Source organism: Cellulomonas hominis (assembly GCF_014201095.1).
Taxonomy (GTDB): domain Bacteria; phylum Actinomycetota; class Actinomycetes; order Actinomycetales; family Cellulomonadaceae; genus Cellulomonas; species Cellulomonas hominis.
The window spans coordinates 442,762-461,873 of record NZ_JACHDN010000001.1; the positions used below are offsets into that span (position 1 = coordinate 442,762).

Genomic DNA, 19,112 nt, shown 5'->3' on the forward strand with positions numbered 1-19,112 from the left:
CGCCGCGGTGGCGGCGCCCGGACACGGTACGTCGGCGCACGTCAGGGTGCGCCGGCCGTCCGGACAGTGATCGCCCAGCACGCGAGACGGCCGGCGGCCCGCGCGGGTGCCGGTCAGCCCGCGGCGGGGGGCGGCGCGGCGCAGACGCACGCCTCGTTGCCCTCGGGGTCGGCCAGCACCAGGAAGGCGGGCGCCTCGGCGTCGCGGACCACCCGGCCCCCGGCCGCGAGCGCCGCCGCGATGCGCGCGTCCGCCTGGTCGTGCGGCACGGTCACGTCGACGTGGATGCGGTTGCGCTGCGGCCTCGGGGCGTCCATGTCCTGGAACCAGTAGCCCGGCCCGGTGCCGTGCGGGTCGGCGAGCACGTGGAACGCCGGGTCGAGCCCCTCGGGCCGCACGTAGCCGAGCAGCGCCTGCCAGAACGGCAGCACCGCGGCGGCGTCCAGCGCGTCGATCGCGACCTCCTGCGTGGTGAGCGACGCCGGGTCGCCCGCCAACCCGAGCTCGTCCGCAGCGCGGCTCACGGCCCCGGCGAGCGCGAGGTCGGTCTCCGTGACCCCGAACCGGCCGGGCGTCGTCGTGCGCACGTGCACCCGGTGCGGCCGGAGCCCGACGTCCGGGACCGCCCCGAGCGGGGCGGCGGCGGCTGCGACGCGGGCGGCGAGCTCCGTGGCGGCGACGAGGTCGGGCGTGCGGAACGCCGCCTCGAGCCGGTAGAGGAGCACCCGCCAGTGGCGGGCGTCGACGCGGTCCGCGACCTCGTCCGGGCTGATGACCTGCTGCGCTGCGGCGTCCATGCGCGGCAGTGTGCCAGCGACCACCGACACACGGGCCGGGACCTCAGCCCTTCCCGCGGGCCTGCCAGGTGCAGACGCAGGCCTCGTTCCCCTCCGGGTCGGCCAGGACCCAGAACGCCGGCGCGCGCCGGTCGGACACCAGGGTGCCGCCCGCCGCGAGCGCCGCGGCCACCCGGGCCTCCGCCTGGTCGTGCGGCACCGTCACGTCGACGTGGATGCGGTTGCGCTGCGGGCGGGGCTCGTCCATCTGCTGGAACCAGTACCCCGGCCCGAGGCCGTCCGCGTCGGCCAGCACGTGGTCGTCCGGGTCGGTGCCGGGTTCGGCCCCGTAGCCGAGCACGGCGCGCCAGAACGGCGCCACCGCCGGGATGTCGAGCGCGTCGACCGCGATCTCCTGCGCGGTGAGCAGCGCGGGGTCGCCGAGCTCGTCGGCCGCGCGGCTCACGGCCTCCGCCAGGGCGAGGTCCGCCTCGGTCAGCCCGTGCGCCGCCCACGTCGTCGTGCGCACCTGCACCCGGTCCGGGCGCAGCGTCACGTCGGGCCGGGCGCCGACCCGGTCCGCCGCCTCCGCCACCCGGGCCACCAGCGCCGCGCCGGTGGCGAGGTCCGGGGTCCGGAAGGCGGCCTGCAGCCACAGGAGCAGCACGCGCCAGTGTCGGGCGTCCACGCGCTCGGTCGCGGCGCCGGGACCGATGACGGGGGTGGGTGCGATGTCCATGCCGAGAGCCTGCCACCGACCCTCGACACCCGGGCTTGCGGTTGACGCGACGTCAACTCCTACGGTCCTGTGGTGACGGCGGAGGGACCGCCGTCGGAGGCACCCGGGAGACCCGCGATGACCCAGCAGACCGAGGAGCGGTGGACCACCGCCGAGGTGGCGCGCCTGTCCGGCGTCACGTCGCGCACGCTGCGGCACTACGACGCGGTCGGCCTGCTGCGCCCCGTCGGCACCGCGCCGAACGGGCAGCGGGCGTACGGGCGGGACGAGCTGCTGCGGCTGCAGCAGGTGCTGGTCCTGCGCGAGCTGGGCGTCGGGCTCGGCACCATCGCCGAGATGCTCGACGACCGGTCGGGCACCCCGCGCGCCGACCGGCTCCGCGAGCACCACGCGTGGCTCCTGGCGGAGCGGGACCGGTTCGACCGGCTCGCCCGCACGGTCGCCTCCACCATCGAGTCCCTGGAAGGGGGCACCACCATGCCGACCGAGCAGATGTACGAGGGCTTCGACCACCGCCGGTACGAGGCGGAGGCCCGCGAGCGCTGGGGTGACGGGGCCGTGGACCGCAGCAACCGCAGCTGGGAGCAGCTGTCCGACGACGAGCGGGCCGCGCACCAGCGCGAGGGCCGGGCCGTGAGCGAGGGCCTCGCGGCGCTGCTGGCGGCGGGCACGCCCGCGGACGACCCGGCCACCCGGGACCTCGTCGCGCGGCACCACGCCTGGGTCGCGCTGTTCTGGACCCCGGACCCGGCGGCGTACCGCGGGCTCGGCTCGATGTACGTCGACGACGCCCGGTTCACCGCGACCTACGACGCGGTCGCACCGGGGCTCGCGGCCTACCTGCGCGACGCGATCCACGCGCACGCCGACGACGTCGCCGCCGGCTGACAGGTCGGGACCATCGGCCCATCCGCAGGAGGCCCGCGCGCGGCACGCTGGTCCCGTGTCGGACCACCGGCCGTCTCTCCCCCGGGACGGTCACCGGGCCATCAGCCCGCGGTCCAGCTGGTCACCTGGTGACGACGACCCGTCCCAGGTACCCCCAGTCGAGGCACCATCGGCTCATCGCCCGGGCCGGTGGTGCCTCGACGTCTGTCTGGACCCGGCGCGGGCACCGGACCGCGCCGCCCGCTCGCGGGCCCCGGCCGGCCTGGCTACCGTCGCGGGGTGACCGCGATCCACTGGTTCCGCCGCGACCTGCGGCTCGGGGACAACCCGGCCCTGCACGCGGCCGCGGACGCCGGCGACGTGGTCGCGCTCTACGTGCTCGACCCGCGGCTGTGGGACCGCGCCGGAGCCCCGCGGCGGGCGTACCTGGTGCGCAGCCTCGCCGCGCTCGACGCGCAGACCGGCGGCCGGCTGCTGGTCCGGCGCGGCGACCCGCGGACGGTGCTTCCCGCCGTCGCCCGGGAGACCGGCGCCACGGCCGTGCACGCCGCCGCCTCCTTCGAGCCGTTCGGCCGGCGCCGGGACGACGCGGTCGAGGCCGCGCTGGCCGACGCCGGCGTGCCGCTGGTGCGCACCGGCTCGCCCTACGCCGTCGCCCCGGGTCGCGTGCGCAACGGCTCGGGCGACGGGTACAAGGTGTTCACGCCGTTCCACCGCGCGTGGCGGGACCACGGATGGCGGGCGCCCGCCCCCGACGCCGAGGCGACGGCCCGCCGCGTCACGTTCACGGACGCCCGCCGCTCCGACCCCCTGCCCGACGCCCCGGTGCCCGAGGGGCTGACCCTGCCCGAGGCCGGCGAGGAGGCCGCCCTCGACCGGTGGGCGGAGGCCCTCGAGGACGCGATCGGCCGCTACGACGACGAGCGCGACCGCCCCGACCTGGACAGCACGTCGCGGCTGTCCGTCCCGCTCAAGTGGGGCGAGATCCACCCGCGCACCGTCCTCGCCGACCTCGCGCGCCGCCGCGGCCCGGGGGCGGAGGCGTTCCGCCGGCAGATCGCGTGGCGGGAGTTCCACGCCGACGTGCTGCTCCACTCGCCCCGCGGCGCGCACGAGTCACTGACGCCCGTGCTGCCCGAGGACTCGTGGGCGACCGGCCGCGACGAGGACGCGGCGCTCGACGCCTGGGCCGCGGGCCGCACCGGGTTCCCGCTGGTCGACGCGGGGATGCGGCAGCTGCGCGGCGAGGGCTGGATGCACAACCGGGTGCGCATGGTCGTCGCGTCGTTCCTCGTCAAGGACCTGCACGTGCGCTGGCAGCGCGGCGCCGACCACTTCCTCGCCTGGCTGGTCGACGGCGACCTGCCGCAGAACCAGATGAACTGGCAGTGGGTCGCGGGCACCGGGCGGGACGCCGCGCCGTACTTCCGGGTGTTCAACCCCGTCACCCAGGGCCTGACGTCCGACCCCGACGGCACGTACGTGCGCCGGTGGGTGCCCGAGCTGCGCGGCGTGCCGGGCCGGGCCGTGCACGAGCCGTGGAAGCTGCCGCGGTCGGCCGCGCCCGACTACCCCGGGCGGATCGTCGACCACGCCGCCGAGCGGGAGGCGACGCTCGCCGCGTACGCCGCGGGTCGCTGACGGCATCGATCTGGGACGTGGGTCCCGGGTGGGGCACCGACAGCCACCCGAACGGCGCAGTCCGGACCGTCGCGAGAGCCGGTCGGGACCTTCGACCTGTGCAGACCCCCGGTCGGGCGCGCGAGATTGAGAACGTCGTCACAAAGACGTGAACACGATCGGGAGACCTCTCATGACCGCGACCGCGACACCCCGCTCCACCGTTCCTGCTCCCCTGCCCGTGCAGGAGGACCTCGTCACGTCGGTGAACGCGCGCCGGGCGCTCGCCGTGACCCGCCTGGCCACCGGCTTCATCTTCCTCTGGGCGTTCCTCGACAAGACGTTCGGCCTCGGCTACGCCACGCCCTCCGAGCGGGCCTGGATCAACGGGGGCACCCCGAGCCAGGGCTTCCTCAACGGCGACGCCGTCGTCGGGCCGTTCAAGGGCTTCTTCCAGGGCATCGCCAGCCCCGCCACCGACGTCCTGTTCATGCTCGGCATGCTCGGCGTCGGCCTCGCCGTCATGCTCGGCATCGGCCTGCGGGTCGCGGCGTGGTCCGGCTCGATCATCATGGTCATGATGTGGATGGCCGAGTGGCCGCTCGTCGAGGGCTCCACGAACCCGCTGGTGGACTACCACATCGTCTACGCGCTGGTCCTCGTGGTGAGCGCCGTCTGCCTGGCCGGCGACACGTGGGGCCTCGGCAGGTGGTGGCGCGAGCTGCCCCTGGTCCGGCAGCAGCGCTGGCTGCGCTGACCGCACGCCGCGCGCGCCCGCCCGGGGCGCACGCACGAGGCGCCCGTCCCCGGTCCCCGGGGGCGGGCGCCTCGCCGCGTGGGCCCTGGGTCCCGCACCCGTCCCCCCGGCCCTCGCGAACCGGCCAGCGCCCGGCTCGCGGCCCCGCGCAACGGGGGACCTCCGTCCTATTCGCGCGGCTCGAATCGGGGCAATCCGGGCAGGTCAGGCCGGGCATCTGACGCATCTGGGACTTTGGACCCCGGCGTCGGCCCGCGCGGCGAGGGAGATTGGGAAAGTCATCACAAGGGCGAACACGAACGGACGTAGAGACGATGGCCACGATCACCCCCACCCGGACCCGCACCGCGGCGACCACCGAGCAGCGCACCCAGGACGACGTCGTCACGTCGGTCCGCGCGCGCCGGGCGCTCGCCGGCCTGCGCCTCGCGACCGGCTTCGTCTTCCTCTGGGCCTTCCTCGACAAGACCTTCGGGCTCGGCTACTCGACCCCGTCGGAGAACGCCTGGATCAACGGCGGTGCCCCGAGCCAGGGCTTCCTCAACAGCCCCGCCGTCATCGGCCCGTTCCAGGGCTTCTTCCAGGGCATCGCGAGCCCGGCCACCGACGTGCTGTTCATGCTCGGCATGCTGGGCGTCGGCCTGGCGGTCGTGCTCGGCATCGGCACCCGGGTCGCCTCGGTCGCCGGCACCGTCATCATGCTGATGATGTGGGTCGCCGAGTGGCCGATGCAGGCCGGCTCGAGCAACCCGGTCGTCGACTACCACATCGTGTACGCGCTGGCGCTGGTCGTCTTCGCGCTGACCGCGGCGGGCGACACCTGGGGCCTCGGCCGCTGGTGGAAGAGCCTGCCGGTCGTCGACAAGAACCGCTGGCTGGTCTGAGCCACCGAGACCCGAGGCGCCGGTCCCCACCCTCCGGGGGGGCCGGCGCCTCGTGCTGTGCCCGGGCGGCGGGGCCGCGGGGCCGCCGGGCCGCGGGGCCGGAGCCGCGGGTCAGGCGGCGCTGAGCGCCCGGTACTCGTCCTCCAGCAGCGCCATGAGGATCGCGTCGCACCAGCCGTCGCCGTCGCGGTAGGCGTCCCGCAACCGCCCCTCGACCCGGAACCCGATGTTCTCGTAGAGGGAGTACGCGCGGGCGTTGATGCTCAGCACGTCCAGGCCGACCCGGTGCAGGCCGATGCCGTCGAACGCGAGGCCGAGGACGAGCTCGATCGCCTCCGTCCCGTACCCCCGCCCCCGGTAGGCGGGCCGCATGACGAGCCGGAGGTTCGCCGACCCGACGACCTCGTCGATGTCGTTCAGCACGATCTCGCCCAGGTACTCGTCCGAGCCGTTCGCCGTGATGGCGAGGTCGATCCGGCCCGGCAGGTCCGAGACGGTCGCGCACCACGCGTCGATCTGCGCGCGCGTGAACTGCGTCGTGGTGCCCGTGGTCCGCATGCCCTCGGGGTCGCTGACCATGTCCCACATCGCCGGGGCGTCCTCCGCCCGGATGGGGCGCAGGTGGATCATCTCGCCCTCGAGCGTGGGCTTCTCCATGGGGACCTCCCGTCGTCCTCCCGCGAGCCTAGGGACTGCGGGTCACCAGCATGTTTCGCCGCGCGGGCGGGCGCGTGACGGCCGGCGGGCGCGGGCGTGCGACGGCGGCGCGGGCCGCCCGGGTCCGCGCCGCCGTCGTCGTCGCGTCAGGCCTGGGCGACGCGCTCCAGCACGAGCTCGCGCACCCGGCCGGCGTCGGCCTGCCCGCGGGTGGCCTTCATGACCGCGCCGATGATCGCGCCCACGGGACCGAGGTTCCCGGAGCGGATCTTCTCCGCGATGTCCGGCTGCGCGGCGAGCGCCGCGTCGATGGCCTCGAGCAGCGGGCCGTCGTCCGAGACGACCTCGAGCCCGCGCGCGACGACGACCGCCTCCGGGTCGCCCTCCCCCGCGAGCACGCCCTCGAGCACCTGCCGGGCGAGCTTGTCGTTGATCCGCCCCGAGTCGACCAGCTGCTGCAGCTGACCGATCTGCGCGGGCGTGATCGGCAGCTCGCCGAGGTCGACCTCCTGCGTCTTGGCGGTGCGGGCGAGCTCGCCCATCCACCACTTGCGCGCGGCGGCCGGGCTGGCACCGGCCGCGACGGTGGCCTCGATCAGCTCGACCGCCCCGGCGTTCACGACGTCGCGCATCTCGGCGTCGGCGTAGCCCCACTCGCCCTGCAGGCGGCGGCGCCGCGCGGCCGGGAGCTCGGGCAGGGTCGCGCGGATCTCCTCGACCCACGCGCGGTCCGGCGCGATCGGGACCAGGTCGGGCTCCGGGAAGTACCGGTAGTCCTCGGCGTCGGACTTCACGCGGCCCGAGGTGGTGACACCGGTGTCCTCGTGGAAGTGCCGGGTCTCCTGGACCACCGTGCCCGCGGCGTCGAGCACCGCGGCCTGCCGGCTGATCTCGTAGCGGACGGCGCGCTCGACGGACCGGAACGAGTTGACGTTCTTGGTCTCGGTGCGGGTGCCGAGCGGCGAGGTCGGCGTCGGGCGCAGCGACACGTTGACGTCGGCGCGCACGTTGCCGCGCTCCATGCGGGCCTCCGAGACGCCGAGCGCCCGGAAGATGTCCCGCAGGGTCTGCACGTACGCCCGGGCGACCTCGGGGGCGCGCTCGCCGGCGCCCGTGATCGGCCGGGTGACGATCTCCACCAGCGGGATGCCCGCGCGGTTGTAGTCGACCAGCGAGTACTCCGCGCCGTGGATGCGGCCGGTGGCGCCGCCGACGTGCGTGTTCTTGCCGGCGTCCTCCTCCATGTGCGCGCGCTCGATCTCGACGCGGAACACGGTGCCGTCCTCGAGCTCGACGTCGAGGTACCCGTCGTGCGCGATGGGCTCGTCGTACTGCGAGGTCTGGAAGTTCTTCGGGACGTCCGGGTAGAAGTAGTTCTTCCGGGCGAACCGGCAGGACTCCGCGATCTCGCAGTTCAGGGCGAGGCCGATCCGGATCGCGTACTCCACCGCGGTGCCGTTCACCGCGGGCAGCGCCCCCGGCAGGCCCAGGGACACCGGGGTGACCGCGGTGTTCGGGTCGTCGCCGAACGTCTGCGGCGCCGCGTCGAACATCTTGGTGCGGGTGCCGAGCTCGACGTGCACCTCGATGCCGATCACCGGGTCGAAGCGGGACACGGCCTCGTCGTAGTCGACCAGGTCGACGGTCTGGGTGCTCACTCGCCCACCTCCAGCTCGGGAGCCTTGGCCAGCAGCGGGCCGCCCCAGTTCGTCTCCAGCAGCGCCTCGAGCGCCGCGCCCACGCGGTACAGCCGGTCGTCCGCCTTGGCGGGGGCCAGCACCTGGAAGCCGACGGGCAGGCCGTCGTCCGACAGGCCGTTCGGCAGCGACAGGCCCGGCACGCCCGCGAGGTTCGCGGGGATGGTCGCGACGTCGTTGAGGTACATCGCCAGCGGGTCGTCCAGCTTCTCGCCCAGCTTGAACGCCGTGGTCGGCGCCGTCGGGGAGACGAGCACGTCGGCCTGCGCGAACGCGCTCGCGAAGTCGCGCTGGATCAGCGTGCGGACCTTCTGCGCGCTGCCGTAGTAGGCGTCGTAGTAGCCCGCCGACAGGGCGTACGTGCCGAGGATGATCCGGCGCTTGACCTCGTCGCCGAAGCCCGCGCCGCGGGTGGCGGCCATGACGCGCTCGGCGGTCACCGGCCCCTCGCTCGGCTCGACCCGCAGGCCGAACCGCATGCCGTCGAACTTCGCCAGGTTGCTGGACGCCTCGCTCGGCAGGATCAGGTAGTACGCACCGAGGGCGTACTCGAAGTGCGGGCAGGAGACCTCGACGATCTCGGCGCCCGCGCCGCGCAGCAGCTCGAGCGACTCCTCGAACCGCGCGAGCACGCCGGGCTGGTAGCCCTCGCCCTGCAGCTCGCGGACGACGCCGACGCGCACACCGGCCAGGTCGCCGGTCGCACCCTGCCGGGCGGCGGCCACCAGGCCGGGCAGCGGCTCGGGGATCGACGTCGAGTCGCGCGGGTCGTGCCCGCCGATGAGCTCGTGCAGCAGCGCCGAGTCCAGGACGGTCCGGGTGACGGGGCCCGCCTGGTCGAGCGACGAGGCCAGCGCGATGAGGCCGTACCGGGACACCGAGCCGTACGTCGGCTTCACGCCGACGGTGCCGGTGACCGCGGCGGGCTGCCGGATCGAGCCGCCGGTGTCGGTGCCGATGGCCAGCGGGGCCTCGTAGGCCGCGACCGCCGCGGCCGAGCCGCCACCGGAACCGCCGGGGATCCGGTCGAGGTCCCACGGGTTGTGCGTGTTGCCGTACGCCGAGTGCTCGGTGCTCGACCCCATCGCGAACTCGTCCATGTTGGTCTTGCCGAGGATCGGCAGCCCGGCGGCCTTGATCCGCTCGACCAGCGTGGCGTCGTACGGGGGCACCCAGCCCTCGAGGATCTTCGAGCCGGCGGTCGTCGGCAGGCCCTTCGTGACGACGACGTCCTTGACGGCGATCGGCACGCCCGCGAGCGGGTGCAGCTCGGCGCCGGCGGCGCGGCGGTCGTCGACCTCGCGCGCGGTGGCGAGGGCCTCGTCGGCGGAGACGTGCAGGTACGCGTGCACGGCGGGCTCGACGGCCGCCATGCGGTCCAGGTGGGCCTGCGTGGCCTCGACGCTGGACACCTCGCGCGCGGTCAGGCGCTCGGCCAGGTCGGCCGCGGAGAGCCGGGTCAGGTCGGTCATCTCACTCCTCCCCGAGGATCTGCGGGACGAGGAACTTGCCGTCCTCCGCCGCCGGGGCCCCGGCGAGGACGTCGGCCTGCGCGAGCGGCGCCTCCGGCACGTCGGGGCGGAACACGTTGGTCATCGGCAGCGGGTGGCTGGTGGCCGGCACGTCGGGCGTGGCGACCTCGCTGACCCGGGCGACCGACTCGACGATCACGTCGAGCTCGCCGGCGAGGCGGTCGAGCTCCTCGGGGGTCAGGTCGATCCGCGCCAGGCCCGCGACGCGCGCGACCTCGTCACGAGAGAGGGAGGACATGCCCGCGAGTCTAGTCGCGGCGAGGGCCTCCCCTGCCGTCGTCCCCAGGCCGAGATCGCCGGCCGCGTCAGACCCGCGCGGCCGACACCAGGGCGAGCACCGCGTCCGCGTACGCGTCGGCCGGGTCGTCCGCCGCGAACGACCGCTCCGGCTGCCCGGGCAGCTCCGCGACGACCAGGTACGACCCGTCGAACGCGCGCGCCAGGCTGCGGAACGTCCCGCCCAGGAGCTCGCGCAGCTGGTCCTCGCGCGGCAGCCACACGGCGTCGTCCTGCGTGACGGAGTCGAGCGCCCACTCGGTGGTCCCGTTGAAGCCCAGGACCGTCCCGGTCGGGTAGGCGTGCGGCTCGATCGTCATCTCGCTGATGGTGAAGACCTCGCCCACGAGGGCCGGCTGGCGCAGCGCGAACTGGTCGCCTGAGCGCGGCGACCACCGCAGCCCCGCGGCCTGGAGCAGCTCCGCCCGGTCGATCGAGATCACCGGACAAGTATGGTCCGGGCCGCTCGCGCGCGCCCGGCGACGCGGGCGTCAGCGCTGCCGGTAGCCGTACCGCTCGGCAGGCCGGAACCCCTCGCCGGCGTACAGGTGGGCGGCACCGTCGTTCGCGACCTCCACCTGCAGGAACGCCCGCCGGGCGCCCGCCGCCGCCGCCGACGCCAGCGCCGTGCGGGTGAGCAGCCGCCCGATCCCCCGGCGGCGTGCCTCCGGGGCGACCACCAGGCACGCCAGCCCGGTCCAGTCCTCCGCGAGGCCGGCGCGCAGCACGCCGAGCACCGACCCGGCGGGGCCGAGGGCCGTGAGGTAGCGCGCCGGCGACCCCGTGACCACCCGCCGTGCCGCGTCCCGGTCCACGGCCGTCCCGCCGGACTTCACGTCGAGCCAGCCGGACAACCAGGCGTCGTCCGGCCGGTCCGCGTCGACCACGCGCACGCCCGGGTGCGCCGGCACCGGGGGCAACGCCGCCAGGTCCCGCACGAGCACGTCGGTGTCGGCCACGGCGGCGTACCCCCGCGCGGCGAGCGCGTCCCCGAGGCCGGCCGGCGCGGCGGAGCACAGCCGGAACACCGTGGGCAGGCCGGCGGCCGCGTACCGGGCCTCGACCCGGTCCAGGGTCGCCGCGAGGTCCGCGGGTGCGCCGAGCGGCAGCACGCTGTTGGCGCGCCGGGTGAACCCGTCGGCGAACCCGAGGCGCCAGCCGTCCACCACCTCGGTCACCGCCGGGACCCAGGTCGCCGCCTCGACGAGCACGCCGGGTGCCGGGGGCGGGGTCCAGGTCAGCACGTGCAGCGCGACCCCCTCGTGGCCCCAGTCCCGGCCGGGCACCGCGACGAAGCCGAGCCGCTCGTAGAGCCGGCGCGCGGTCACCATCGGCGCGAGCGTCGACAGCACGACCGCGCGGGCGCCGCGGGCGACCGCCTCGCGCAGCGCCGCGGTCAGCAGGCGCTCGGCGACGCCGCGCCGGCGTGCCTCGGGGGCGACCGCGAGCATCCGCAGCTCGAGCTCCCCGGGCTCGGCGACCTCCGCGTACGACGTGCCGGCGGGCGCGAGCGTGACGGTGCCGAGGACGACCTCGCCGCCGTCCGGACCGACCGGCACGGTCGCGACCAGCAGCACGGCCTCGCGGGCGCGCCGCGCGGCGTCCCGGAGCTCGGCGGCGTACTCGTCGGCGTCGTCGAGCAGCCCGTCCGCGTGGTAGGCCTCCGCGGTGAGCGCGCCGGCCTGCTCCAGGTCCTCCGGGCGCGCGGCGCGGACGTGCACGGGGGCGCTCACGAGGCGTCCGCCGCCCCGCCGTCGCCCTCCCCGCCGACGCCCTGGTCCTCGTCGGCCTCGCCGCCGTCGCCCACGCCGGCGGGCCCCTGGGCGAGGAGCGCGACGAAGCCGGCCTCGTCCAGGATCCGCAGGCCCAGCTCCCGCGCCTTGGTCTCCTTCGAGCCGGCGTTCTCGCCGACGACCACGTAGTCGGTCTTCTTGGACACCGACCCGGAGGCCTTGCCGCCGCGCGACAGCACCGCCTCCTTGGCCCCGTCCCGGCTGAACCCCGCGAGGCTCCCGGTGACGACGACCGTCAGGCCCTCGAGCGTGCGGGGCACCGACTCGTCGGCCTCGTCCGCCATGACCACGCCCGCCGCCCGCCACCGGTCGACGATGTCGGCGTGCCAGTCCTCGGCGAACCAGTCGAGCACCGAGTCGGCGATGGTCGGACCGACGCCGTCCACGCCCGCCAGCACGGCCCGCGCGCCCTCGGCGTCCGCGAGCGCAGCGCGCAGCGCGTCCATGGACCCGAACCGCTGGGCGATCGCGCGCGCGGCCGTGGGGCCGACGTTGCGGATGCTCAGCGCCACGAGCACGCGCCAGAACGGCTTGGTCTTGGCGGCGTCGAGCTCGTCGAGCAGCTTCCTGGCCTGCTCCGAGGGGACGTCCTCGTACTCGGGCAGCGGCTGCCCGGCGGCCTCGGCGTCGCGGCGCGCCTTCACGCTGTGGGTCACCCGGCGGCGGAACGGCGTCCGGCGGCGCACGGTGCCGTCCTCGTCGACGCGCGGCTCGCCCGTCTCGGGGTCCCGGACCACGACCTGCACCTGCTGCAGCCGGGCGAAGCTGCGCGCCCGCACCCGCGCCCTCTCCTCCTCGGGGGCGTCCGCCGCCCAGCCGACCAGCTCGAACAGGTCGGCCTCGTTGACCACCGGTGGGACCTCGGGGATCTCCGGCTGCGTCAGCGCGGCGGCCGTGACCTCGCCCAGCGCCTCGATGTCGAGCGCCCCGCGGGAGCCGATGTGCTCGACGCGGCCCCGGACCTGCGCCGGGCACGTGCGGGCGTTCGGGCAGCGCAGGTCGACGTCGCCCTCCCGCATGGGGCGCAGGGTCGAGCCGCACTCCGGGCACTCGGTCGGCATCGTCCAGTCGGTCCGGGGGTACCCGTCGTCCGCGAGCGCCGTCACCGGCCCGACGATCTCCGGGATGACGTCGCCCGCCTTGCGCAGCACCACCATGTCGCCGGGGCGCACGCCCTTGGCGGCCACGACGTCCTTGTTGTGCAGCGTGGCCATCGCGACCGTCGACCCCGAGACCCGGACCGGCTCCATGACCGCGTACGGGGTGACCCGGCCGGTGCGTCCGACGTTCACCTCGATGGCGAGCAGCCGGGTGTTCACCTCCTCCGGCGGGTACTTGTACGCGATCGCCCACCGCGGCGCCCGGCTGGTGGCGCCCAGCCGGCGCTGCAGCGCCAGGTCGTCGACCTTGATCACCACGCCGTCGATCTCGTGCTCGTAGCCGTGCCGGTGCTCGCCGACCTCCGCGATCCGGGCGCGCACGTCGGCGAGCCCGGTCACGACGCGGCTGTGCGGCGACACGGGCACCCCCCACCCGGCGAGCAGGTCGTACACCTGGGACTGGCGCTCCAGGGCGGCCCCGCCGCCCTCGCCCCGGCGCAGCGCGCCGATGCCGTGCGCGTACATCTGCAGCGGCCGACCGGCGGTGACCCGGGGGTCCTTCTGCCGCAGGGAGCCCGCCGCGGCGTTCCGGGGGTTCGCGAACGGCGCCTTCCCGGCCTCGACCTGGGCCGTGTTCAGCCGCTCGAACGCCTCGACCGGCAGGAACACCTCGCCGCGCACCTCGATCTGCTCGGGGTGCGTGGCCGGGTCCCCCCCGAGCACGTCGGGGATGCTCGCGATCGTGCGGACGTTGAGCGTCACGTCCTCGCCCGTGCGTCCGTCCCCGCGCGTCGCGGCGCGCACCAGCCGGGCGGGGCCGTCCCCCGACCGCTCGTAGAGCAGCGCGATCGCGAGGCCGTCGATCTTGAGCTCCGTCAGGTACTCGACCCCGGCGTCGGCGGGCAGCTCCAGGTCGCGGTGGACCCGCTCCGCCCACGCCGCGACGTCCTCCGCGGAGAAGGCGTTGTCCAGCGAGAGCATCCGCTCGACGTGGTCGACGGCCCGGAACTCCGTGGAGAAGGTCCCGCCCACCCGCTGCGTCGGCGAGTCCGGCGTGCGCAGCCCGTACTCCGGGTACGCGTCCTCGAGGGCCTCCAGGCGGCGGAGCGTGACGTCGTACTCCGCGTCGCTCGCCAGCGGCTCGTCGCGGACGTAGTAGGCGAACTGCAGCTCGCCCACCCGGTCGGCGAGCTCGGCCCAGAGCCGGCGCGCCGCCGCCTCGTCCAGCCCGGCGTCGTCGGGCGTCGTCGTCTCGGCTCGTGTCGCGTCCACCGGCACATCATGCCCTCCGCCGCCGACACGCACCCGGGCGCCGGTCATGCCCGCGCCAGGTCGAGCACCCGGTCCAGGGCGGGCACGAGGCGGCGCCAGGAGTCGACGGTCAGCTCGAGCGCCTGCTCGGCCCCGTCGCCCACGTACACCCAGGTCGTGGGCGCGCCGACGCGGCGGTGCAGGCAGACGGCGAGGTCGGTCGTCGCCGTGCGCTCGCCGTGCCCGTCGTCCGGGTCGGGCTCCCCGAACAGGGGCGGGCCCGCGTCGCCGCCCGTGCGCAGCTGCCGGGCGGGCACCGCGAGCGACGCGCTCACGTGCCGGCGGTCCCCCTCGTCGTCATGGGGCCCGTGCAGCACCACGCACCAGGGTGGGCACTCCTCCGCCTGCCACCTCGGCCGGCCCTCCGTCGATCCCATGGCTCCTCCTCCGCTCCGCGTCGCGAGGGGTCCGGGACGGTGCCCCTCGGGTGGGAACCACCTTGGGCGGGGGCACTGACACGGGAGGCAGGGTTATCCACAGGGGACGCGACTCACCGGGGCTCGGTCCCCAGGAGCACGTGCGCGTCCACAGCCAGGCGGTCGGCGAGGCGCTCCACGGAGCGCAGCGTGAGGTTGCGCTCACCGCGCTCGACGCCCCCGAGGTAGGTCCGGTGCACGCCGAGCGCGTGCGCCAGGGCCTCCTGGCTCAGCCCCCGCTCGGTCCGGATCGTCCGGACGCGCTCTCCGACAGTCCGCTGCAGATCACCTTCCACCCGCCCACGGTCCGGGCCTCGCTACTTCTGTGTCTACAGACCTATGAGTAGCACACCCTGGGGCGGGCGAGGGCGGCGGCGCTCAGTCGCGGGCGGGTGCCGGGTCGATCAGAAGCAGCCGAGGCTCGACGCCGAGGCCGCCCGCGAGCCGCTCGACCGACCGGAGGGTGAGGTTCCGCTCGCCCCGTTCCACCCCGCCCATGAAGGTGCGGTGCACCCCGAGCTCGTCGGCGAGCTCCTCCTGGCTGAGACCCCGTCCGTCCCGGATCCGCCGGATGTTCCGCCCCACCACTGCCTGCAGCTCGCCGTCCACCCGCCCGACGCTGGCGGCCGGCACGGACCGGCGTCCACACCTGCATGAGTAGCACCCGCGCGATCCCCGGGGACCGTGTTCCGCCCGTCGAAGCCCCCGCCTTCGTCGGGCGCGGCCTGGCCCCCGTCGCGCCGCCCCGGCCCCCGCGCACCGTCACCTTGCGGCCGAGCGCCAGCGCCTTCACCTCGACTGGAGGGTCTGCGCCCGACACGCCCGACACGCCCGGCGTGTCGTGCGCACACCCTCCACCCGGCGAGCGATCCGGCGCCGTCAGGGCCCCGCGCGCCCCTCGGTGTCGTCCGCCCGCTGCGCCGCCGCCCGCTCCACCGCCGCCGCCCGCTCCGCGCGCCGCCGCTCCGCGAGCGCGACCGCCCCGACCCCCAGCACGACCACCGCCCCGACCCCGGCCGCGACCGCCGCCCCGGCGGCCAGCCCCGCGGGCCTCTCGGCCAGCACCGTCTCCTCGACCCGCCCGTCGACCGTCCACGCGCACACGGCCCGCGGCGGCAGCGCCGACGTCGTGATCTCCGCCCCGACCTCGCCCGCGGTCGCCGCGGCCACGCACGTGCCCTCGTCGGCGAGCCCGGTCCGGAGCGTCCCGGTGACGAGCAGCACCCACTGCACGAGCAGCACGACCAGCCCCGCGAGGGCGAGGGCGGCCCCGCCGGCGAGCAGCGCGGCCCGCCGGGTGCCGAGCCCGCGGCGCCTCACGACTCGCCCCGCTCCGCGACGAGCGACGCGGCCCGCACGACGGTCGCCAGCGTGCCGCGGGCGGCCTGCGGGTCCACGGACGACCCCCGCGCGCCCGGCACCGCCGGCCCCGCCGGCGCGAGCAGCACCACGTCGCGCAGCCCCGCGCGCGCGAGACCGACCCGCTCCCAGCCGCGCAGCACCGCGTCCGCGACCCCGCGCACGTCGGGCCCCGCGCACTGCGACGTCGCGGGCTGCGGCACGCCGGCCCACAGCCGCGTCCCACCCTCGACGGCCTCGGCGACGGACTCCCAGGCCCGCTCGTCCAGCGCGGCCGTCTCGATCCCGAGCCCGTCGGCGCCGGCGCCGCGCGCGGCCCCGACCGCGGGGGTCCCGCTGCCGACGTGCAGCACGACCTGTTCGGCACCCGCGGCCCTCAGCGCGCCGACGACCCCGCCGAGCCGCTCGGAGGCGACGGGCGCCGGCACGGAGCGCAGCCGGGCGTACCCGGAGAACGACGGCAGCACCCCGGCCACGACCTGCGCGAGCAGCGGCTCGTGCAGCAGGACGGACGGCCGCGCCCCGGGCACGGACCGGCGCACGGCGGCGAGGTGCTCGCCGATCCCGGCCGCGAGGGACTCGGCGAGCTCGGCGACGGCCCCCGGGTCGGCGACCGCCCGGTCCCCGCGGGCGAGGTACACCGAGGCGGCGAGCGTGAACGGCCCGGCCACGGGTACCACCAGCGGCCCCTCCCAGCCGTGCGCGGCGACGGCCAGCGCGTCCAGGTCCGCGCGGCGGGCGGCCGCGAGCCGGGCCGCGTCGCCCCCGGGCCGGTCCGCGAGCCGCCAGCCGTGCGGGCCGAGCTCGGCGGGCAGGTCGACCAGCAGGCCCAGCGCGTGCCCGGCGAGGGTCCCGTACGGGCCGCGGTCGGCGAGCCGGACGGTCCACGGCAGCCCGGTCAGGCCGTCGGGCAGGTCGGTGAGGTCGCCGAGGACGGCCGCCTGGGCCTCGAGCGGGTCCGATCCGGGCCACGGCCCGGTGCCGCCGACGGCCGTCACGCGCGCGCCCCGGCGGGCCTGTGCGTGCGGTCCACCGTGGCCTGCCCGAGGACGCGGTCGCCCTCCGGCCCGCCGTACAGCACCGCCGACTGCCCCGCCGCGACGCCCTGCAACCCGCCGTCCACCCGGATCTCCATCCCTCCGTCACCGGTCGCCCGCGCGCGGGCCGGGACGGCCGCGCCGTGCGCCCGGACCTGCACCGTGCACGCCGTCCACTCCCGGGGCGCCGGGCCGAACCACACCGCGGCCGAGGCGTCGATCGCCCCGACGGCGAGGTCCTGCGCCCCGCCGACGACCACGCGGTTCGACACCGGCTCGATCGCGAGCACGTACCGCGGCCGGCCGTCCGCCGCCGGGCGGCCGAGCTGCAGCCCCTTGCGCTGCCCGACCGTGAACCCGTACGCGCCGTCGTGGCGCCCGAGCACGGTCCCGTCGGCGTCCACGACCTCGCCCGGCCGGGAGCCGAGCCGGTCGCGCAGGAACCCGCGGGTGTCGCCGTCCGCGACGAAGCAGATGTCGTAGGAGTCCGGCTTCGCCGACACGCCGAGACCCCGCGCGGCGGCCTCGGCCCGCACGTCGTCCTTGGACTCCACGTCGCCGAGCGGGAACATCGCCCGGGCCAGCCGTCCGGGGCCCATCACGGCGAGCACGTAGGACTGGTCCTTCGCCCGCTCGGCGGCCCGCCGCAGCACCGGCGCCCCGTCAGCCCCCGCGGAGGCCCGGGCGTAGTGCCCCGTGCAGACCGCGTCGAAGCCGAGCGCGAGCGCCTTGTCGAGGAGCGCGTCGAACTTGATGTGCTCGTTGCACCGCACGCACGGGTTCGGCGTCCGCCCGGCCTCGTACTCGGCGAGGAAGTCGGCGACGACGGTGTCCTCGAACCGCTCGGACAGGTCCCAGACGTAGTACGGGATGCCCAGCACGTCCGCGGCCCGCCGGGCGTCGCCCGCGTCCTCGATCGAGCAGCACCCGCGCGAGCCGGTGCGCAGCTGGGCGCGGCTGCGGGACAGCGCCATGTGCACGCCGACGACGTCGTGGCCGGCGTCGACCGCCCGGGCCGCCGCGACGGCGGAGTCCACCCCGCCGGAGAGCGCCGCGAGGACCCGCATCAGAGCGCGCCTGCCCGCGGGCGCCCGGCCAGCCCGGCGGCGCGCGCCCGCTCGACGACCCCGGGCAGGGCGGCGAGCAGCGCCGCCACGTCCTCGTCCGTCGAGGGCCATCCCAGGCTGAACCGCAGCGCACCGCGCGCGTCCGACTCGTCGAGTCCCATGGCGAGCAGCACGTGGCTGGGCTGCGGGACGCCGGCCTGGCAGGCGGAGCCGGTCGAGCACTCCACCCCGGCCGAGTCGAGCAGGTACAGCAGCGAGTCGCCCTCGCAGCCCGGGAAGGTGAAGTGCGCGTTCGCGGGCAGCCGGTCGGCGGGGTCCGCCGGGCCGCGGAGCACCGCGCCGGGCACCGCCGCGCGGACGCCGGCGACCAGCGCGTCCCGGAGTCCGCCGAGCCGCCGAGCGGTCTCCTCCCGCGCCTCGACCGCCCGCTCGACGGCCACGGCGAACGCGGCGATCGCCGGCACGTCCAGCGACCCGGAGCGGACGCCGCGCTCCTGCCCGCCGCCGTGCAGCACGGGGACCAGCGGGAGGTCGCGGCGCGCGAGCAGGGCACCGACACCGACCGGGCCGCCGACCTTGTGGCCCGTGACCGTCAGAGCGTCGAGACCCGACGCGGCGAAGTCCACCGGCACCTGGCCGACCGCCTGCACCGCGTCGGCGTGCACCGGAACCCCGCGGGCGCGCGCCAGCGACACCACCTCGGCGAGCGGCTGCAGCGTGCCGACCTCGTTGTTCGCCCACATGACGGAGACCAGGGCCGTCGTGCCGGCGTGGGCCGCGAGCTCGTCGCGGAGCACGTCGAGCCGGACCCGGCCCTCGTCGTCGACGGGCAGCAGCACGATCTCGGCGCCCGCGTGCTCGGCGAGCCAGAACGCCGGGTCGAGGACCGCGTGGTGCTCGACCGCCGACACCAGCACCCGGCGGCGGGCGGGGTCCTGCGCGGTCCGCGCCCAGAACAGGCCCTTGATCGCGAGGTTGTCCGCCTCGGTGCCGCCGCCGGTCAGCAGGACCTCGCTCGGGCGGGCGCCCAGCGCGGCGGCGACGCGCTCGCGCGACTCCTCGACCACCCGGCGCGCCGCGCGGCCGGAGGCGTGCAGGGACGACGGGTTGCCGGTGCGGGAGAGGTGCTCGGCCAGGACGGCGGCCGCCTCCGGGAGCACGGGCGTCGTGGCCGCGTGGTCCAGATACGCGCTCACCCGCACG

Annotated in this window: 20 protein-coding genes; 4 read left to right on the forward strand and 16 right to left on the reverse strand. The window is 76.4% G+C overall.

Going from position 1 to position 19,112, the window contains the following annotated elements; genetic code table 11:
- Window positions 1–113 precede the first annotated feature (113 nt).
- Entirely contained in the window at window positions 114–797 is a 684-nt protein-coding gene (locus tag HNR08_RS02130; protein WP_183834755.1) for a VOC family protein, read from the reverse strand.
- Window positions 798–840: 43 nt separating this feature from the next.
- Window positions 841–1,515 (reverse strand): VOC family protein, encoded by a 675-nt coding sequence (locus HNR08_RS02135; RefSeq protein WP_146840744.1) that lies wholly within the window; start codon window positions 1,513–1,515, stop codon window positions 841–843.
- A gap of 117 nt (window positions 1,516–1,632) precedes the next feature.
- Here HNR08_RS02135 and HNR08_RS02140 point away from each other — a divergent pair, with 117 nt between their 5' ends.
- The 4 genes from HNR08_RS02140 to HNR08_RS02155 all read left to right on the forward strand — a co-directional run bounded on the left by HNR08_RS02140 (window position 1,633) and on the right by HNR08_RS02155 (window position 5,664).
- Window positions 1,633–2,403 (forward strand): MerR family transcriptional regulator, encoded by a 771-nt coding sequence (locus HNR08_RS02140; protein WP_146840743.1) that lies wholly within the window; start codon window positions 1,633–1,635, stop codon window positions 2,401–2,403.
- Between the two features lie 279 nt (window positions 2,404–2,682).
- Window positions 2,683–4,044 (forward strand): cryptochrome/photolyase family protein, encoded by a 1,362-nt coding sequence (locus HNR08_RS02145; protein ID WP_146840742.1) that lies wholly within the window; start codon window positions 2,683–2,685, stop codon window positions 4,042–4,044.
- Between the two features lie 172 nt (window positions 4,045–4,216).
- Window positions 4,217–4,780 carry a DoxX family protein gene (locus HNR08_RS02150; protein WP_146840741.1) on the forward strand — a complete coding sequence of 188 codons (564 nt, stop codon included), beginning with the start codon at window positions 4,217–4,219 and terminating at the stop codon, window positions 4,778–4,780.
- Between the two features lie 314 nt (window positions 4,781–5,094).
- Window positions 5,095–5,664: a DoxX family protein gene (locus tag HNR08_RS02155; RefSeq protein WP_146840740.1), complete on the forward strand. Its 570-nt coding sequence runs from the start codon at window positions 5,095–5,097 to the stop codon at window positions 5,662–5,664.
- 111 nt (window positions 5,665–5,775) lie between these two features.
- Here HNR08_RS02155 and HNR08_RS02160 read toward each other — a convergent pair whose 3' ends face one another.
- The 14 genes from HNR08_RS02160 to HNR08_RS02225 form a co-directional block, all read right to left on the reverse strand.
- Window positions 5,776–6,321, reverse strand: coding sequence for a GNAT family N-acetyltransferase (locus tag HNR08_RS02160; protein ID WP_146840739.1), 546 nt, complete (start codon window positions 6,319–6,321; stop codon window positions 5,776–5,778).
- Window positions 6,322–6,467: 146 nt separating this feature from the next.
- Window positions 6,468–7,979: an Asp-tRNA(Asn)/Glu-tRNA(Gln) amidotransferase subunit GatB gene (gene gatB, locus HNR08_RS02165; protein ID WP_146840738.1), complete on the reverse strand. Its 1,512-nt coding sequence runs from the start codon at window positions 7,977–7,979 to the stop codon at window positions 6,468–6,470.
- On the reverse strand, window positions 7,976–9,490 hold the full coding sequence (gene gatA / locus HNR08_RS02170) for an Asp-tRNA(Asn)/Glu-tRNA(Gln) amidotransferase subunit GatA (RefSeq protein WP_146840737.1): 1,515 nt from the start codon (window positions 9,488–9,490) through the stop codon (window positions 7,976–7,978). The genes gatB and gatA overlap by 4 nt, the downstream gene beginning before the upstream one ends.
- A gap of 1 nt (window position 9,491) precedes the next feature.
- Window positions 9,492–9,788 carry an Asp-tRNA(Asn)/Glu-tRNA(Gln) amidotransferase subunit GatC gene (gatC, locus tag HNR08_RS02175; protein WP_146840736.1) on the reverse strand — a complete coding sequence of 99 codons (297 nt, stop codon included), beginning with the start codon at window positions 9,786–9,788 and terminating at the stop codon, window positions 9,492–9,494.
- 67 nt (window positions 9,789–9,855) lie between these two features.
- The gene (locus tag HNR08_RS02180; RefSeq protein WP_146839647.1) at window positions 9,856–10,269 is read right to left on the reverse strand and encodes a pilus assembly protein CpaE; all 414 of its coding nucleotides are present in this window, start codon (window positions 10,267–10,269) and stop codon (window positions 9,856–9,858) included.
- A gap of 48 nt (window positions 10,270–10,317) precedes the next feature.
- Entirely contained in the window at window positions 10,318–11,559 is a 1,242-nt protein-coding gene (locus tag HNR08_RS22555) for a GNAT family N-acetyltransferase (RefSeq protein ID WP_146839645.1), read from the reverse strand.
- On the reverse strand, window positions 11,556–14,039 hold the full coding sequence (ligA, locus tag HNR08_RS02190) for an NAD-dependent DNA ligase LigA (protein WP_146839643.1): 2,484 nt from the start codon (window positions 14,037–14,039) through the stop codon (window positions 11,556–11,558). The genes HNR08_RS22555 and ligA overlap by 4 nt, the downstream gene beginning before the upstream one ends.
- Window positions 14,036–14,407 carry a DUF6907 domain-containing protein gene (locus tag HNR08_RS02195; RefSeq protein WP_146839641.1) on the reverse strand — a complete coding sequence of 124 codons (372 nt, stop codon included), beginning with the start codon at window positions 14,405–14,407 and terminating at the stop codon, window positions 14,036–14,038. Before HNR08_RS02195 ends, ligA begins: the two co-directional genes overlap by 4 nt.
- 113 nt (window positions 14,408–14,520) lie before the next feature.
- On the reverse strand, window positions 14,521–14,742 hold the full coding sequence (locus tag HNR08_RS02200) for a helix-turn-helix domain-containing protein (RefSeq protein ID WP_146839639.1): 222 nt from the start codon (window positions 14,740–14,742) through the stop codon (window positions 14,521–14,523).
- Between the two features lie 82 nt (window positions 14,743–14,824).
- Complete coding sequence (locus HNR08_RS02205; RefSeq protein ID WP_246803136.1) at window positions 14,825–15,079, reverse strand: helix-turn-helix domain-containing protein; 255 nt, start codon at window positions 15,077–15,079, stop codon at window positions 14,825–14,827.
- A 246-nt stretch (window positions 15,080–15,325) separates the two neighbouring features.
- Window positions 15,326–15,766, reverse strand: a complete 441-nt coding sequence (locus tag HNR08_RS02210) for a hypothetical protein (protein ID WP_146839637.1) — start codon at window positions 15,764–15,766, stop codon at window positions 15,326–15,328.
- Window positions 15,763–16,803 (reverse strand): uroporphyrinogen decarboxylase/cobalamine-independent methonine synthase family protein, encoded by a 1,041-nt coding sequence (locus HNR08_RS02215; protein ID WP_146839635.1) that lies wholly within the window; start codon window positions 16,801–16,803, stop codon window positions 15,763–15,765. The genes HNR08_RS02210 and HNR08_RS02215 overlap by 4 nt, the downstream gene beginning before the upstream one ends.
- The gene (gene mnmA / locus HNR08_RS02220) at window positions 16,800–17,909 is read right to left on the reverse strand and encodes a tRNA 2-thiouridine(34) synthase MnmA (protein ID WP_146839633.1); all 1,110 of its coding nucleotides are present in this window, start codon (window positions 17,907–17,909) and stop codon (window positions 16,800–16,802) included. Before mnmA ends, HNR08_RS02215 begins: the two co-directional genes overlap by 4 nt.
- Window positions 17,909–19,105: a cysteine desulfurase family protein gene (locus HNR08_RS02225; protein ID WP_146839631.1), complete on the reverse strand. Its 1,197-nt coding sequence runs from the start codon at window positions 19,103–19,105 to the stop codon at window positions 17,909–17,911. The genes mnmA and HNR08_RS02225 overlap by 1 nt, the downstream gene beginning before the upstream one ends.
- Window positions 19,106–19,112: the final 7 nt, after the last annotated feature.